Source organism: Acidovorax sp. YS12 (genome assembly GCA_021496925.1).
Classification (GTDB): Bacteria; Pseudomonadota; Gammaproteobacteria; order Burkholderiales; family Burkholderiaceae_C; genus Paenacidovorax.
In genome coordinates this window covers 1603769-1619399 of the sequence record CP053915.1, presented here as the reverse complement: position 1 = coordinate 1619399, position 15631 = coordinate 1603769, and the positions used below count along the sequence as shown (strand labels likewise).

Here is a 15631-nt window from a genome sequence, read left to right as displayed (position 1 = left end):
CTAGAGGCAATAGGCATGCTCCGCAAGGGTGGGGCGTTGCGATGGGATCATGGTTAACCCTGGTGATATAGGGAATTTATGGAGGGCGGAGCTTGCTGGCCGGTGGTCCTTCGTATCGCGCTAGTGTGCAAATATATTGATTTAAAAGGCTGCGGCGGCGCTGGCGGCGCAGGCGCAAAAAAACCCGCCAGCGGCGGGTTGGTTGGGAGAGATGGCCGGTTCAGAGCAGCCGCGCGATCAGCGCGCCCTCCACCGGCCCTTCGAGCGGGATGCGCACGCGCACCGGGCTGCCCTGGGCCACCTGCACGGGCTCGCCGTCGAGGTTGAACATGGTCTCCAGCCGCACCTGGCGGTTGCCCTGCGGGTGGATGATCTCCAGCGTGTCGCCGACCTGGAAGCGGTTCTTGGTCTCCACCTCGGCCATGCCATCTTCATAACCGCGCACTTCGCCGACGAAGTGGGCGCGCTGCAGCACGCTGTTGCCGGTCTCGTAGTTCTGGTAGTCGTTGGCCGGGCGGCGCTCCAGCAGGCCGCCGGTGTAGCCGCGGTTCGCCAGGCCCTCCAGTTCGGTGATGAGGTGCGGGTTGAACGGGCGGCCGGCCACCGCGTCGTCGATGGCGCGGCGGTACACCTGCGCGGTGCGCGCCACGTAGTACAGGCTCTTGGTGCGGCCCTCGATCTTGAGCGAATCGACGCCGATCTTCACGAGGCGCTCCACGTGCTCCACGGCGCGCAGGTCCTTGCTGTTCATGATGTAGGTGCCGTGCTCGTCCTCCATGATGGGCATCAGCTCGCCGGGGCGGCCTTTTTCCTCGATCAGGTAGACCTGCTCGGCCTTGGGGTGGCGCGCACCGCCCCCGCAGGTGCTGGTGAACTGGCTGTCGGCCTCGTCGCGCGCCTGCGCGAAGTCGAAGCCGTTCTCCATCGCCTGCGCCAGCGCCTCGCCGGTGTTGGGATCGACGGCCGCGTCGTGCGTCTTGTATTCCCAGCGGCAGGCGTTGGTGCAGGTGCCCTGGTTGGGGTCGCGCCGGTTGAAGTAGCCCGAGAGCAGGCAGCGGCCCGAGTAGGCGATGCACAGGGCGCCGTGCACGAACACCTCCAGCTCCATGTCGGGGCATTCCTGGCGGATCTTCTCCACTTCGTCCAGGCTCAGCTCGCGCGACAGGATGATGCGCGACACGCCCGCCTTCTGCCAGAACTTCACCGTGGCCCAGTTGGTGGTGTTGGCCTGCACCGAGAGGTGCACCTCGGTCTCGGGCCACTTTTCCTTGACCATCATGATCAGGCCGGGGTCGGCCATGATGAAGGCGTCGGGCTTGCACTCGATCACCGGCTCGATGTCGCGCAGGTAGGTGCGCACCTTGTCGTTGTGCGCGATGAGGTTGCTGGTGACGAAGAACTTCTTGCCGCGCGCGTGCGCCTCGGCGATGCCCTGGGCGATCTGCTCCAGGCGGAATTCGTTGTTGCGCGCGCGCAGCGAGTAGCGCGGCTGGCCGGCATACACGGCATCGGCGCCGAAGTCGTATGCCGCGCGCATCTTGTCGAGCGAGCCGGCGGGCAGCAGCAGTTCGGGGGCTTTCAGGGTCATGGGGCGGGATTTTCTCCGATGCGCCATGGCGGGGCGGGCCGCGCGGGTAATTCCTGCTTCCAAAAGCATAGCTGCCAGCGCTTGCCTGGCAAGCGCTGGGGGCGGAATGGGCTGATGAAGCCGTCTCCAGAGTTAGAAACGGTGCCTCAGCGTGGCCGTGACCGCGCGCGGCGTGCCGTAGCGCATGTAGTTCGGCGAGTAGACCGAGGCGTAGTAGCGCCGGTCGAAAAGATTCTCGGCTGCCAGCAGCACGTCCGTCCTGGGGGCGATGGCGTATTTCGCCGTCAGCCCCGCCAGGGCATAGCCGCCCTGGCGAAGCGTCCAGGTGGCGTCGGTGGCGTAGATCGTGCTTTGGGCGCGCAGGCTGGCGCCCAGCGTCCACCCGGTGCCAGCCAGCCGGTGGTTGACCGCCACGCGCAGGCTGTGCCGGGGCAGGTCGGTCTTGAACCGCTGGCCGTCATCGGCGCCGGAGGCGTACTTGCTGTCCACATAGGTGTAGCTGGCCGCGACGTTCCAGCCGGGGTGGATTTCGCCGTAGGCGCTCAAGTCCACGCCCTGGCTGACCACCTTGTCCGCCGCCGTGTAGCAGTAGCCGCCGCAGACGTTGGTGGCGTCGTAGGGGATGGCGTTGTCCTGTCGGGCGAGGTTGACCTGTTCCAGGTGGAAGAGTGCGGCGGCCACATTCAACCGCTTTTCCAGCAATTCCCCCTTGATGCCGGCTTCGTAATTCCTGCCCACGACCGGCTTCAGGTAGCCATGCGTGCCCTTGTAGGTCGACGGCGTGAAGATGTCGGAATAACTCGCGTAGGCCGTGAACGTGCGGTTCACGTCGTAGGTGAGGCCCGCGTAAGGCGAGAGGACGCCCGCCTCCGACTGCTCCGAGCCGACGCGGGTGCCGAGGGAGTTGGAATAGGCGCTTCCCGCCTGGTACCAACTGGCGCGCAGCCCGGCGATGGCCTTGAGCGCGTCGGTCAGCGCGAACCGGCCGACGGCGTAGGCGCCCGTCTGGCGGGTGTTCTGCGCATTGGCGTAGGTGCCTGCGGGGGTGAATTCCGGCAGGGACGCCGGATCGAAGGTGTAGGCATTGAGCGCATGGCCATCGAAGGAATACATCGACCCGTCCTGGGGTGATTTCCAATCGGAATGGCTGGCCCCGAAGGCCAGTTCATGCGTTCTCCCGAACAGCGTCACCGGGCCGGTGACGGAAAGATCGAAGGCATCGTAGTGCGACGGGTTCTTGTAGTCGGAACCCCCATAGAAGCTCAGGCCCTCGCCGGTGGCCTGGTCCACGGCGCCTGCGAGAAAGCCGTATTTCTCCAGGTACTGGTTGTTGACGGCGTGCTGAACGGCGAATTTCGCCTTCCACGATGCCGAAAGCTGCTGCTCAAGCGCCGCGGAGTACAGGGCGTAGGTGTAGAGGATGGAACCCCGGGGATCGCCAAAGAATGCGCTGCGCCGCAGGCCGAGGTCGCTGCCGTCGGCGGCCATCGGAATGCCGATGTCGCCGCGGCTCTTGTCGCGCTGGTACTGGAAGCTGGCGCTCAGTCTGGTGGTGGGTGACACATCGGCGTCGATCGCGCCATACACGCCTTGCCGCTTCAGATAGGTGTAGTCGATGAAGGAATCCTTGTCCTCGATGACGGCCACCAGGCGCCCCCTAATCCTTCCCGACGCGACCAGCGGCCCCGCGATGTCGCCGACGATGCGTTTCTGGTTCCATGCGCCAAGCTGCACTTCCGCCTGCGCCTGGAACGTCTCGGTCGGGCGCTTGCGGATCAGGTTGATCGTGCCGCCGGGGCTGCCGGCCCCCGTCAGCAGCCCCGCGGCGCCTTGCAGGACTTCGACCCGGTCGATGAAGGCGCTGTCGATCGAAGGGCTGTAGACATTTGAAATCCCCGACGGGTTGGCCACGCCGTCGTACTGCAGTTGCATTTCAAAGCCACGGCTGTAGAAGTATTGGGAGGAAGCCTGGTCGTTGACGACGACGCCGCTTGTCGTGTGCAGCGCCTGATCCACCGTCGTCATGGCGAAATCCTCCATCTGCTGCCGCGTCACCACGCTGAGGGTCTGCGGCGTCTCGCGCGGCGAAAGGGTGAGCTTGGCGGCGGTGCTGGTGGACGTGGCCCTGTACGAACCCGATCCCTCGGTGGTGCCGTCCCGCTCGGTTTGCGCCGTCACGGTCACCGTCTCCAGCGATCCCGTCGGGCCCGTGGGCGCCGCCTTGATGACGATGGCGCTGCCCTCCGGCACCGCGACCAGCCCGCTGCCGGCCAGCAGGCGCTCCAGCGCCTGGGCTGGCGTCAGCGTGCCCGATACGGCCGGGGCGCTCTTGCCGCTGACCAATCCCTGCTGGACGATGAGCTGGGTCCGCGTCTGCCGCGCCCAGTCGTTGAGCGCCTGCGCGAGCGGCCGGGCCTTGATGGCGATCTGGACCGGCGCCCCGGCGCCCTGCGCGTGAACGGCGGCAGCCCCGGATGCAAGGGCGATGGCCAGGGCGAGGGGGGCCGGCCGGAGGGTGTGGCGACGCATGAATGTGCTCCAAGTAGTGAATACGAATGCTTCCTGCTTGGGTAGACGCACGGGGTGCTGGAAATACGGTAGCCGCAGCGGATTTTTTGCCGATGCCGCCGCGATGGGGGCGGGCGTGCCGATGGATTACAAGCCGAATTGGCCTCCAGCGCTTGCTGGGAGCGCGCTGGTAGCTATCAAATGAGGAGCTTTTGGGCCGCGGTCAGTTCCCGGCGTCTGGTTCGCCTTCCAGACGTGCCCACGCCTGGGCCGGCGTGAGGATGGCGATGGACTCCACGGCGCCCAGTGTCAGCAGATCCTGGTCGCCGCTGACCAGCCAGTGCGCCTGGCCTGCCAGGGCCACGTGGACGAAGGCGTCGTCGTCCGCATCGCGGCTGAAACGGCGGGCCTGGATCGCGGGTGGTACGTCCACCCACGTGCCTGCGGCGCCGAAGTCGTGCAGCAGTTGCTTGCGGTCTTCGATGCGCAGATAGCGGTCGAGCTTCGGCTTCCACAGCCGCGTTTGCAATTCGGCGAACGTGGCGTCGGAAAACAGCAGCCGCCCGCGTGCCAGCATGTGCTGCACGACCCGTGCGGGCGGAGTGCGGCTGGACAGCGCCGCGCTGATCAGCACGTTGGTGTCGATGACCGCCCGCAGCTCAACTGTCATCGCGCAGCAGGGCTTCGAGTGCCTCGGGCGTCAGGCCGGCGGCCTGGGCCTGGGCGGCGGTGCGCTCCAGCGTGTGCGCGAGCCGGTCGGCGTAGAAGGCGCGCATGGCTTCGTAGTCGGCTGGCGACACCATCACGCCTACCACCCGGTCGTGGCGCAGCACGCGCACGGGCTCTTTCTGCGCCATGTCGATGAAGGCGCCGAACTGGGTCTTGGCCTGGTTGGCCGTCATGGTTTGCATGGTGTGGCTCCGGTATTTTCGTCCATTTTAGTCAAATCGTTCGATTCGTGTGATGGGCGGGCGTGCATGGCTTGTGCCCCGTGCTCAGCGGGCTGGCACCACCTCGGTGGTGCCGCCCGCTTCCCGCAGCCGCACGGGCAGCGCGCTGGGCAGTATGCGCCGCAGCGTGCGGGCGTCGCGCGGGTCGAAGGTGCCGGACAGGCGCAGCGCCGCCACGGCGGGGTCGCGCACCGTCAGGCCGGTATCGCCGTAGCGCTCCAGTTCGGCCAGGGCCTGCGCCAGCGGGGTATCGACGAAGCTGATGCGGCTGTCGCGCCAGGGGGCGATGCCCTCGGCGGGCACGGCCGCCACGGGCGCCAAGGGGCCTGCGGCGCTGGCCGCCACCTGCTCGCCAGCGGTCAGATAGGCGGCATCGGGGAGGCTGTGCAGCGCATCGCCCGGCTCCGCGTTGCGCCGCACCACGCGGACCCTGCCTTCTTCCACGGCGATCCGCACGCCTGCGTTGCCCGGCAGGCCGGGGGTGTAGCGCACCGAGAACCGCGTGCCGACCACGGTGACGCCCACGGGGCCGGCCAGCACGTGGAAGGGCCTGGCCGCATCGGCCTGCACGCGGAAGACGGCCTGGCCGTCCAGCAGCTTGACCTCGCGGCGCTGGCGGTAGTAGGCCACTTCGATCCGGGTGGCCGTGTCCAGCCGCAGGCGGCTGCCGTCGGGCAGCGCTACCTCGATCTGCTGGCCGCGCGGCGTGCTGAAGGCTTGCGTGAACACGGGCTGCGCCTGCCAGTGGTTCCAGGCCAGCAGCCCGGTGCCGCAGGCGACGGCCGCCGCTGCCGCCATGCCGAACGCGGGTGCCAGGAAGCGGCGGCGGGGCAGGCTGGGCGCCTTGTCCCGTTGCAGGTTGCGGCGCAACTGGGCCACCGCGTCGGCGGGGATGCCGTCCATGGCGCTCCAGTGCGCTTCCCACTGGGCGTAGGCCGGGGCGTGGCGCGCGTCGGCGGCCAGCCAGGCCTGGAAGGCGGATTCGTCCCGCGCGCTCCAGCCGTCGCGCTGGCGGCGGATGAACCAGCCGAGCACGTCCTGGCGCAGGCCAGGGGGGTCTTCGGGTGGCGGGAGCGAAGGGGTCATGGGAAAAGGATTCTGCGGTTCTTGTGCTGACGCACGGGCAGCCCCCGGTACGGTAGCGCGTTTCATGCGGCGGGGCGCTTTCTCCGGCCCCGGGCCGGCGCGGGCGGCTGCGTGCCGTCGAGTGCGTCCTGGCAGCACCAGCAGGCGGCCATGGCGATCTGGAGCTGCATTTCCACGGTGCGGGTGGAGATGCCCATGCGGGCAGCGATCTCGGCGTAGGACAGGCCGTCGAACTTGTAGAGGATGAAGGCCTCGCGGCAGCGCGGCGGCAACTGGTCGATGGTGGCGATGACGGCCGCCAGGCCCTCGCGCGAGGCGAGGATGGTGTCGGGCTCCAGGGCGCGCGGGCCGTGCAGGTGGTCGGGCTCGCACACTTCGCCGCCGGGCGGGGCGGTTGCGTCGGTTCCGGCGCGCACGCTGGCGCGGCGGTGCTGGTCGATCACGAGGTTGCGTGCCGTGCGGTACAGCAGCGCGCGCGGATCCTGCACGGGCTGGCCGGCTTGCTGCGCCGCGAGCACGCGGACGTAGCTCTCCTGCGCCAGATCGGCCGCGGTGTCGCGGTCGCGCACGGCGCGGGAAAGGAAATTCAGCAGTTCTCGGTAGTAGCGCTCGAACACGGCAAGGGAGGGGGGCTTCCCTCGGCAAATGGCAGCGCGGCGTGGCGGTGGCGAGTGCGTGTGCTCAGATGGGAATTAATCGCATTATCGGCGAAGGCGTGGACCCCTCGGAATGGTGCTTTGAAAACGATAGCTGCCAGCGCTTGCCTGGTAAGGTCTGGAGGCCAAAAAAGCTATGAACCCGGGCGCAGGTGCTCCGCCAGCCGCCGCGTGAACGGGGGCAGCGCCGCCAGGTCCTGCATGCACAGCACCAGCGAGCGCCGGGCCCAGCCGTCGGCCAGCGGCACGGGGCGGATGCGCAGCGCCCGCGCGTGCCGCCGCGCCGCCGCCTGCGGCACCACGGCCACGCCCGCGCCCAGGCCGACGAGGCGGCACACGGCTTCCAGGTGGCCCAGCCGGGCGCGGTAGTCCAGGCGCCGGCCCAGGCGGCGCGCCTGGGTGCTCACCATGGCCTGCAGCGCGCTGTCGTGCGGGAGGCCGATGAAGTCTTCATGGAGCACTTGCTCCAGGTGCACAGCGCGCGCGCTGGCCAGCGCGTGCGCGGCGGGCACGGCCAGCACCAGCGGGTCGGGGCGGAAGGGCAGGGTGGACAGGCCTTGCAGGTCCACTGCGTCGGACGCCACGCCCAACTCGGCCAGCCCGCTGCGCACGGCGTCGGCGATGTCCTGGCTGCCGCGCTCCTGCAGCTCCACCGACACGCGCGGGTGCGTGGCCAGGAAGGCGGGCAGCAGCGGCGGCAGGTGCTCGCCCAGCGCCGAGGTGTTGCACAGCAGGCGCACGTGGCCCGCGAGGCCCGCGCCGTGGCCGGCCATGTCGCCGCGCAGGTGCTCCATCTGCCGCAGCATCTGGCGCGCGTGGTGCAGCAGCGTGTGGCCCGCCGCCGTGGGCTGCACGCCGCGCGGGCCGCGCACCAGCAGCGGCGCGCCCAGGCCGGCCTCCATGGCGCGGATGCGCTCGCTGGCCGAGGCCAGCGCGAGGTGGCTGCGCTGCGCGCCGCTGGTGATGGAGCCGGCCTCGTGCACGTGCACGAACAGGCGCAGGTCGGTCAGGTCGAAGTGCATCGCGCCACCTTAGCAGCCTTCGGCCGGGGCGAAGGCCGGGTGCGCCAATGCCGCATTGGCATGCGTGCGTCCGGCCGGAACAATCGGCCGCATCTTCATGGAAAGGATTCCCGCATGACGCTTGCATCGCTGCCTTCCTGGCTGCCCGTGGCCCTGGCCATCTTCGTGCTGGCTGGGCTGGTCAAGGGCGTGGTGGGGCTGGGCCTGCCCACGGTGGCCATGGGCCTGCTGGCGCTGCGCCTGCCGCCGGCCGAGGCGGCGGCGCTGCTGGTCGTGCCGTCGCTGGTCACCAACGTGTGGCAGACGCGGCCCTGGGGCACGTTGGCGCCGTTGGCGCGGCGGCTCGCGGGCCTGCTGCTGGGCGTGTGCGCGGGCATGTGGCTGGGCGCCTGGCTGCTGGGCGCGCCCGCCGGGGCCTGGGCGCGCGTGGCGCTGGGCGCGGCGCTGATCGCCTATGCGCTGTGGTCGCTGGCCGGGGCGGTGCTGCAGGCGCCGCCGCGCGTGCAGCGCTGGCTGGGGCCGCTGGTGGGCGCGGCCACGGGGCTGGTGACGGCGGCCACCGGCGTGTTCGTGGTGCCGGCGGTGCCCTATCTGCAGGCGCTGGGGCTGCAGCGCGATGCGTTCGTGCAGGCGATGGGGCTGAGCTTTACCGTCTCCACCCTGGCGCTGGCCGTGGGGCTGGCGGGCAACGCGAGCTTTTCGGGCGGCGCGCTGGGTTGGTCATTGCTGATGCTGGCCCCCGCGCTGCTGGGCATGGCGCTGGGCGGTCGGCTGCGCCAGCGGCTGTCGCCGCTGTGGTTCCGGCGCTGCCTGATGGCGGGGCTGCTGCTGTTGGGCAGCCACATGGTCGTTGCCTAAACCCTGCGCTTGTCCAGCTTGCGCGTGAGCGTGCGCCGGTGCATGCCCAGGCGGCGCGCGGCCTCGGAGATGTTGAAGCCCGTTTCGGCCAGCACCTCGTGGATGCGCTCCCACTCCAGTGTCTTGATGGAGCTGGCGCGGTTGGTCAGCTCCACGTCGGCATTGCCTTCGGCGAGGCCGAAGGCGGACTCGATGTCGTCGGTGTTCGACGGCTTGGCCAGGTAGTGGCAGGCACCGAGTTTCACCGCCTCCACGGCGGTGGCGATGCTGGCGTAGCCCGTGAGCACGACGATGAGCATCGCTGCGCTGTGCGCATGCAGCGCGCGCACGCAGGCCAGGCCCGTGGCCTCGCCCTTGAGCTTGAGGTCGACCACGGCGTAGCCGGGCGTGTGCTGCGCCAGCAGTTCTTCGGCGCGCGCGAGGCTGTCGGCGTGCAGCACGCGGTAGCCGCGCCGCTCGAACGAGCGCGCGAGCGTGCGCGCGAAGGCTTCGTCGTCCTCCACGATCAGCAGCCAGCGGTCATTGTCAGGGGGGATGCTTGTCATGTTTCATACGGATTTGCCTTCAACCGTCTAACGTCGTTGGTTCGCCTTGCCGTGCTACAGCACTGATCGTAGGCTTCCCGCCTAGTTATACGGTTGAAGGCAAACCCGTATCAGCCAGTGCAACCGCGGCCAGCGGCAGCGTGATGGTGACCTGCGCGCCGCCCTCGGGGTGGTTGCGCGCCTGTACGCTGCCGCCCAGGGTGCGGGCCACGTTCATCGCCAGGAACAGGCCCAGGCCACCGCCGGGGCGGCCCTTGGTGGACTGGTAGGGCTGGCCCAACTGCGCCAGGATAGCGGGTGCGAAGCCCGGCCCCCGGTCGCGCACGCGGATGTGCAGGGCTTGCGCGTCCTGCCAGGCGGCCATGCCGACCCAGTGCGGCGATGCGTCGCGCGCATTGTCCAGCACATTGAAAACCATTTGCTCGAGGGTGGCATCGGCCACCATGGGGCGGTCGGCGCGCACCTGGTTGTCGTAGGCGAAGCACGCCACCGAGCGCGTGGCGCGCCAGTCCCGGGCCAGCGCATCGAGGAAGCGGCAGACGGTGGTCTGGTTCGAGGATTCGCCGCGTGCCTCGCCGGCGGACAGCAGGATGCCGCTGACGATGCGCTTGCAGCGCTGCACCTGGGCCTGCATCTCGGCCACGTCGTCGCGCAGGATGGGCTGGCCGGCGATGGCGGGGTCGCGGCGCCAGTCGCCCAGGATCACCGCCATGGTGGCCAGCGGCGTGCCCAGCTCGTGCGCCGCGCCCGAGGCCAGCAGGCCCATGCGCACGATGTGCCCGGCCTCGGCGGCGCGCTGGCGCGCGGCGGCCAGGCGCGCGTCGCGCTGGCGCAGGTTGCCGCTGATGCGCGTGATGAATACCACCAGCAGCACGGCGTTGAGCACGAAGCACACCAGCAGGCCCAGCACGTAGGGGCTGGCCAGCCCCTGGTGCATGTCCAGCGCCAGGGGCAGCGGCAGGTTGTGGCGCGCCAGCAGGGCCACGCAGGCCGCCGCGATGGCGACGATGGACCAGGTGTAGCTGCCGCGCAGCAGCATGGCGCCCACGGCGATCTGCGGCAGGTACAGGAAGACGAACGGGTTGCTGGTGCCGCCGCTGAGGTAGAGCTGCGCGGTGAGCACCGCCACGTCCACCAGCAGGGCCAGGAACAGCTCGACGTTGCGCACGCCGCGCCCGGTGCGCCAGCGCAGCAGGCTCACGGCGTTGTAGGCGCCGAGGCAGGCCGCCACGGTGAGCATTTCCTCCAGCGGCAGCGGCAGGCCCAGGCCGTAGTGCGCCACGGCGATGGCGAACACCTGCCCGGCCAGCGCCAGCCAGCGCCATTGGATCAGTTGGTAGAGGTTCGTCAGGCCCGCCTGCGCGTTGGCCGAACGCAGGGGGTGGGTGGGAGAGGAAGGGTCAGGGCTGGGCAGCATCGGGGGGAGGGAGGCTTGCGGCCGCGCGCAGCCGAAGCTCGTAGCGTGCCACAAGCACGCCCGCCACCACCGTCAGCAGTGCAAGCCCATACCAGGTGAAGGCGTAGGCCAGGTGGCTGTTGGAGAAGCGCACCACGGTCAGCCCCGGGTAGGGCCAGGGGCCCGCAGGCAGCGCGCCTTCGGCCGGCGCGGGGGGGCTGGCATCCGGGATGCCCGCGTCGAGAAAGAAGGGTGCTGTCTGGGCCAGGCCCTGCGCCTGGGCGATGGCCGCCACGTCGCGCGAGTGCCAGCGCTGCTGCGCCGGGTCGTTGCGGCGCAGGAAGCCGCCGCCGGGCTCGCTGGCGCGCAGCAGGCCCCGCATGCGCACGGGCATGCCGGCTGGCGTCGGGTCGGGCTGCCAGTGCGCGCGCTGGGCCTGGGGAATGAAGCCGCGGTTCACCAGCAGCGTGCCGCCGCTGTCCAGCTGCAGCGGCGTCAGCACCCAGAAGCCGGCCCCCAGCGCCGTCGTGGCCTGGGTGAGCACCGTGTGGGCCGGCAGCCAGCGGCCCTCGGCCTGCACGGGGCGGTATTCGTAGTCCGCCACCGCCAGGGCGGGCCACTGCGCCGCGGGGGGCAGGGCAGAGGGTGCCGCGTGCAGGCGCTGTGCCACGCGCGCGATCAGGTCGAGCTTCCAGGCGCGGCGCTGCACCTGCCAGGTGCCCAGGCCGAGAAAGCCCAGCAGCAGGGCCAGGCCCAGCGCCGCGAGCAGCGCCAGGAGCCAGGGCGGGTGCGGGCGCGGCATCAGGGCGCGCGCTGCTCCACGGCCGGCGTGTGGGCGTGGCCAGGGGCGTGGGTGGGCATCATGTTGGCATTCATGTGGAACATGACCCACAGCGTGCCGGCGATGCCCACGGCCACGAAGACCACGGTGAACAGCGTGGACAGCAGCGTCCAGCCGCCCTCGACCTTGCCGTTCATGTGCAGGAAGCAGACCATGTGCACCAGGATCTGGGCCACGGCGAAGGCGCCCAGCACCAGGGCCAGGGTGCCCTTGTCGGCGATCACCTTGCCCATCACCAGCCAGAACGGAATGGCGGTGAGGATGACCGACAGCACGAAGCCGACCATGTAGCCCGACAGCGTGCTGTGCGGGCCGGCGTCGTGGTGATGGCCGCCGTGGTGGTGCGCGTCATGCGCATGGGTGGGTGTGTGCGAGGCGCTCATTTACAGCACTCCCATCAGGTAGACAAAGGTGAAGACGCCGATCCAGACCACGTCCAGGAAGTGCCAGAACATGGACAGGCACATCAGGCGCCGCTGGTTCTCGTGGATCAGGCCGTGCCTGGCGATCTGCACCATCAGCACCACCAGCCAGACCAGGCCGAAGGTGACGTGCAGCCCGTGCGTGGCCACGAGGGTGAAGAAGGCCGACAGGAAGGCGCTGCGCTGCGGCCCCGCGCCCTGGTGGATCAGGTGGTGGAACTCGTACAGCTCCAGCCCCAGGAAGCACAGGCCGAACAGCCCGGTGATGGCCAGCCAGGCCAGCGTGCCGCCCACCTTGTTCTGCTGCTTTTGCAGCATGGCGAAGCCGAAGGTGATGGACGACAGCAGCAGGAAGGCCGTGTTCAGCGCCACCAGCGGCAGGTCGAACAGTTCGGCGCCCGTGGGGCCGCCGGCGTAGCTGCGGCCCAGCACGCCGTAGGTGGCGAACAGCGCGGCGAAGATGAGGCAGTCGCTCATCAGGTAGAGCCAGAAGCCCAGGGCCGTGCCGTTCTCGGGGTGGGGCTCGTGCGCGAGGTGGTATGCGCGCGGGGTCAGGGCGTGTGTATCAGACATGGGCGGCTGCCAGTTGCTGGGTGCGTGCGGCTTCCGTGGCCGCCACTTCGGCGGCCGGGATGTGGTAGTCACGCTGGTAGTTGAAGGTGTGGATGATCGACGCCAGCACGGTGGCCGCGAACGAGGCCGCCGCCAGCGGCCACATGTGCCAGATCATGGCGAAGCCGAACACCGTGGACAGGCCTGCGATCACGATGCCCGCGCCCGTGTTGGCGGGCATGTGGATGGGCTGGAAGCCCGCCAGCGGGCGCTGGTAGCCGTGCTTCTTCATGTCCCACCAGGCGTCGATCTCGTGCGCCACCGGGGTGAAAGCGAAGTTGTACTGCGGCGGGGGCGAGGAGGTGGCCCACTCCAGCGTGCGGCCGTCCCAGGGGTCGCCGGTCACGTCGCGCAGCGCGTCGCGCCTGCGGTAGCTCACGAACAGCTGGATGAAGAAGCTGGCGATGCCAAGCGCGATCAGCGCGGCGCCGAAGGCGGCGATGACGAACCAGACCTGCAGCGATGCGTCCTCGAAGTGGCTGACGCGGCGCGTCACGCCCATCAGGCCCAGGATGTACAGCGGCGTGAACGCCACCCAGAAGCCCACCAGCCAGAACCAGAACGAGCACTTGCCCCAGAACTCGTCAAGCCGGTAGCCGAAGGCCTTGGGGTACCAGTAGTTGATGCCGGCGAACACCGCGAACACCACGCCGCCGATGATGACGTTGTGGAAGTGCGCGATCAGGAACAGCGAGTTGTGCAGCACGAAGTCGGCCGGGGGCACGGCCAGCAGCACGCCGGTCATGCCGCCGATGGCGAAGGTGCACATGAAGCCCACCGTCCACAGCATGGGCACGGTGAAGCGGATGCGGCCCTTGTACATGGTGAACAGCCAGTTGAAGATCTTGGCGCCCGTCGGGATCGAGATGATCATCGTGGTGATGCCGAAGAAGGTGTTCACCGTGGCGCCCGAGCCCATGGTGAAGAAGTGGTGCAGCCACACCAGGTACGACAGCACCGTGATGCACACCGTGGCATAGACCATCGACGTGTAGCCGAACAGGCGCTTGCGGCTGAACGTGGCCACCACCTCGGAGAAGATGCCGAAGCAGGGCAGCACCAGGATGTAGACCTCGGGGTGGCCCCAGATCCAGATCAGGTTCACGTACAGCATGGCGTTGCCGCCCAGGTCGTTGGTGAAGAAGTTGGTGCCGACGTAGCGGTCGAGCGACATCAGCACCAGGGCCGCCGTCAGCACCGGGAACGAGGCCACGATCAGCGCGTTGGTGCACAGCGCGGTCCAGGTGAACACGGGCATCTTCATCAGGCTCATGCCCGGCGCGCGCATCTTGACGATGGTGACGATCAGGTTGATGCCAGAGAGCGTGGTGCCCACCCCCGCGACCTGCAGGCCCCAGATGTAGTAGTCCAGCCCCACGCCCGGGTTCTGCGCGCCCAGGTTGGACAGCGCCAGCCAGCCGGCCGTGGAGAACTCGCCCAGGAACAGCGACAGCATCACCAGCACGGCACCGCCGGCGGTCATCCAGAAGCTGAAGTTGTTCAGGAACGGGAACGACACGTCGCGCGCGCCGATCTGCAGCGGCACGAGGTAGTTCATCAGCCCCGTGACGAACGGCATGGCCACGAAGAAGATCATGATCACGCCGTGGGCGGTGAAGATCTGGTCGTAGTGGTGCGGCGGCAGGTAGCCCATGCTCTCGCCGAAGGCCATGGACTGCTGCAGGCGCATCATCACCGCGTCGGCGAAGCCGCGCAGGAACATGACCAGGCCCAGCACCATGTACATGATGCCGATCTTCTTGTGGTCGATCGAGCAGATCCAGTCCTTCCACAGCGGGCCCCAGAGGCGGAACCTGGCCAGGGCAGCGACCACGGCCAGGCCGCCCAGCATGGTGGCGAGGAAGGTGTAGAGCACGATGGGCTCATGCGCCATCGGGATCGAATCCCAGGTGATGCGGCCGAGCAGCCAGTGGGGCGCGGCGGCGGGTGTGTGTTCAGTCATGCGGGTTCTCCTGGCGCTCCAGGGCGGCGATGGTTTGCGGCGCATTGGCCGGAGTGCACTGGTCGGGTGGCAGCGCGGCGCGGGCGCGCTCGTTCATGGCCATCATCTCGTGCATGCACACCTGGCCTTCTTCCACGCAGCGGTTGAGCACGCGGTCGTACAGGTCGGCGTCCACGCGCGCGAAGCGCTGCACCGGGTCGCGCTCGCTGGGTTTGGCCAGTTGCAGGTAGGTCGCCTTGTCCAGCGCTTTGCCCTCGGCCTGGGCCTTTTGCACCCACTGGGCAAAGCCGGCGTCCGACAGGCCGTGGAACTTGAACGTCATGCCCGAGAAGCCCGCGCCGCTGTTGTGCGAGGCCAGGCCGGGGAACACGCCCGCCTGGTTGATCACGCCGTGCAGCTCGGTCTGCATGCCGGGCATGGCGTAGACCATGCCGGCCAGGTCGGGCACGTAGAAGGCGTTCATGGTCGAGGTGGCGGTGAGCTTGAAGTGGATCGGGCGGTCCACCGGCGCGGCCAGCTCGTTCACCAGGGCAATGCCCTGCTCGGGGTAGACGAAAAGCCACTTCCAGTCCATCGCCACCACCTGCACTTCCAGCGGCTCCACACCGGCCGGGACGGGGCGGCTGGCATCGATGCGGTCCAGCGGGCGGTACGGGTCGAGCTTGTGCGTGGTCACCCAGGTCAGCGCGCCCAGGATGATGATGATGACCAGCGGCACCGACCAGATCACCAGCTCCAGCTTGGTGGAGTGGTGCCATTCGGGGTCGTACTCGGCCTCGGCGTTGCCCTGGCGGTACTTCCAGGCGAAGAACAGGGTCAGGGCGATGACCGGCACGATGATGACCAGCATCAGCAGCGTGGCCGTGACGACCAGTTGGCCCTGCTGCGCGGCAACGTCGCCGGCCGGGTTGAGCACGACGGCCTTGCTGCAGCCGGCCAGGGCCGTGGCCGCGGCCAGGGCCGCAGCAGGCCAGGCCAGCCTGCGGGGTTCCTTGGGTTTTCTCATGGGAGGGACGCCTAAGTGGGCGTTGGCGCGCCAACGCGGGTACGGAGGCTGCGAAATGTAGCGCGGCTATCCCAATCGCGTATGGGACATTTTGTCCAATGTCAATGAATCGTCCTTGTGTGGCGGCGCCGTGCGATGACTTTGGCCGGGCGCAATAAGGCCTGCCGCAGCGCTTGAC

The 15631-nt window shown here is 69.0% G+C and carries 15 protein-coding genes; 1 reads left to right on the top strand and 14 read right to left on the bottom strand.

The window, feature by feature from the left end:
- Nucleotides 1–220 precede the first annotated feature (220 nt).
- The 7 genes from YS110_07355 to YS110_07325 form a co-directional block, all read right to left on the bottom strand.
- Nucleotides 221–1588: a tRNA 5-hydroxyuridine modification protein YegQ gene (locus YS110_07355; protein ID UJB64573.1), complete on the bottom strand. Its 1368-nt coding sequence runs from the start codon at nucleotides 1586–1588 to the stop codon at nucleotides 221–223.
- Between the two features lie 132 nt (nucleotides 1589–1720).
- Complete coding sequence (locus YS110_07350) at nucleotides 1721–4117, bottom strand: TonB-dependent siderophore receptor (protein UJB64572.1); 2397 nt, start codon at nucleotides 4115–4117, stop codon at nucleotides 1721–1723.
- Nucleotides 4118–4319: 202 nt separating this feature from the next.
- On the bottom strand, nucleotides 4320–4766 hold the full coding sequence (locus YS110_07345; GenBank protein UJB64571.1) for a putative toxin-antitoxin system toxin component, PIN family: 447 nt from the start codon (nucleotides 4764–4766) through the stop codon (nucleotides 4320–4322).
- On the bottom strand, nucleotides 4756–5007 hold the full coding sequence (locus tag YS110_07340; GenBank protein UJB64570.1) for a type II toxin-antitoxin system Phd/YefM family antitoxin: 252 nt from the start codon (nucleotides 5005–5007) through the stop codon (nucleotides 4756–4758). The genes YS110_07345 and YS110_07340 overlap by 11 nt, the downstream gene beginning before the upstream one ends.
- 84 nt (nucleotides 5008–5091) lie before the next feature.
- Nucleotides 5092–6132, bottom strand: a complete 1041-nt coding sequence (locus YS110_07335) for a FecR domain-containing protein (protein ID UJB64569.1) — start codon at nucleotides 6130–6132, stop codon at nucleotides 5092–5094.
- Nucleotides 6133–6194: 62 nt separating this feature from the next.
- Complete coding sequence (locus tag YS110_07330) at nucleotides 6195–6749, bottom strand: sigma-70 family RNA polymerase sigma factor (protein ID UJB64568.1); 555 nt, start codon at nucleotides 6747–6749, stop codon at nucleotides 6195–6197.
- A 173-nt stretch (nucleotides 6750–6922) separates the two neighbouring features.
- Nucleotides 6923–7810 (bottom strand): LysR family transcriptional regulator, encoded by an 888-nt coding sequence (locus YS110_07325; protein UJB64567.1) that lies wholly within the window; start codon nucleotides 7808–7810, stop codon nucleotides 6923–6925.
- Nucleotides 7811–7924: 114 nt separating this feature from the next.
- On the opposite strand from YS110_07325, the gene YS110_07320 reads away from it, so the two are divergent.
- A complete protein-coding gene (locus tag YS110_07320; protein ID UJB64566.1) occupies nucleotides 7925–8668 on the top strand; it encodes a sulfite exporter TauE/SafE family protein in 744 nt (247 codons plus the stop codon).
- On the opposite strand, the gene YS110_07315 is transcribed toward YS110_07320, so the two are convergent.
- The 7 genes from YS110_07315 to cyoA form a co-directional block, all read right to left on the bottom strand.
- Nucleotides 8665–9213, bottom strand: coding sequence for a response regulator transcription factor (locus tag YS110_07315; protein ID UJB64565.1), 549 nt, complete (start codon nucleotides 9211–9213; stop codon nucleotides 8665–8667). The two genes, YS110_07320 and YS110_07315, sit on opposite strands and share 4 nt — an antisense overlap.
- A gap of 85 nt (nucleotides 9214–9298) precedes the next feature.
- Nucleotides 9299–10630, bottom strand: coding sequence for a HAMP domain-containing histidine kinase (locus tag YS110_07310; protein ID UJB64564.1), 1332 nt, complete (start codon nucleotides 10628–10630; stop codon nucleotides 9299–9301).
- On the bottom strand, nucleotides 10614–11411 hold the full coding sequence (locus YS110_07305; GenBank protein UJB64563.1) for an SURF1 family protein: 798 nt from the start codon (nucleotides 11409–11411) through the stop codon (nucleotides 10614–10616). The genes YS110_07310 and YS110_07305 overlap by 17 nt, the downstream gene beginning before the upstream one ends.
- Nucleotides 11411–11833 carry a cytochrome o ubiquinol oxidase subunit IV gene (gene cyoD / locus YS110_07300; protein ID UJB64562.1) on the bottom strand — a complete coding sequence of 141 codons (423 nt, stop codon included), beginning with the start codon at nucleotides 11831–11833 and terminating at the stop codon, nucleotides 11411–11413. Before cyoD ends, YS110_07305 begins: the two co-directional genes overlap by 1 nt.
- Nucleotides 11834–12445: a cytochrome o ubiquinol oxidase subunit III gene (gene cyoC, locus YS110_07295; protein UJB64561.1), complete on the bottom strand. Its 612-nt coding sequence runs from the start codon at nucleotides 12443–12445 to the stop codon at nucleotides 11834–11836.
- Entirely contained in the window at nucleotides 12438–14447 is a 2010-nt protein-coding gene (gene cyoB / locus YS110_07290; GenBank protein UJB64560.1) for a cytochrome o ubiquinol oxidase subunit I, read from the bottom strand. The genes cyoC and cyoB overlap by 8 nt, the downstream gene beginning before the upstream one ends.
- Complete coding sequence (gene cyoA / locus YS110_07285; protein ID UJB64559.1) at nucleotides 14440–15453, bottom strand: ubiquinol oxidase subunit II; 1014 nt, start codon at nucleotides 15451–15453, stop codon at nucleotides 14440–14442. Before cyoA ends, cyoB begins: the two co-directional genes overlap by 8 nt.
- Nucleotides 15454–15631: the final 178 nt, after the last annotated feature.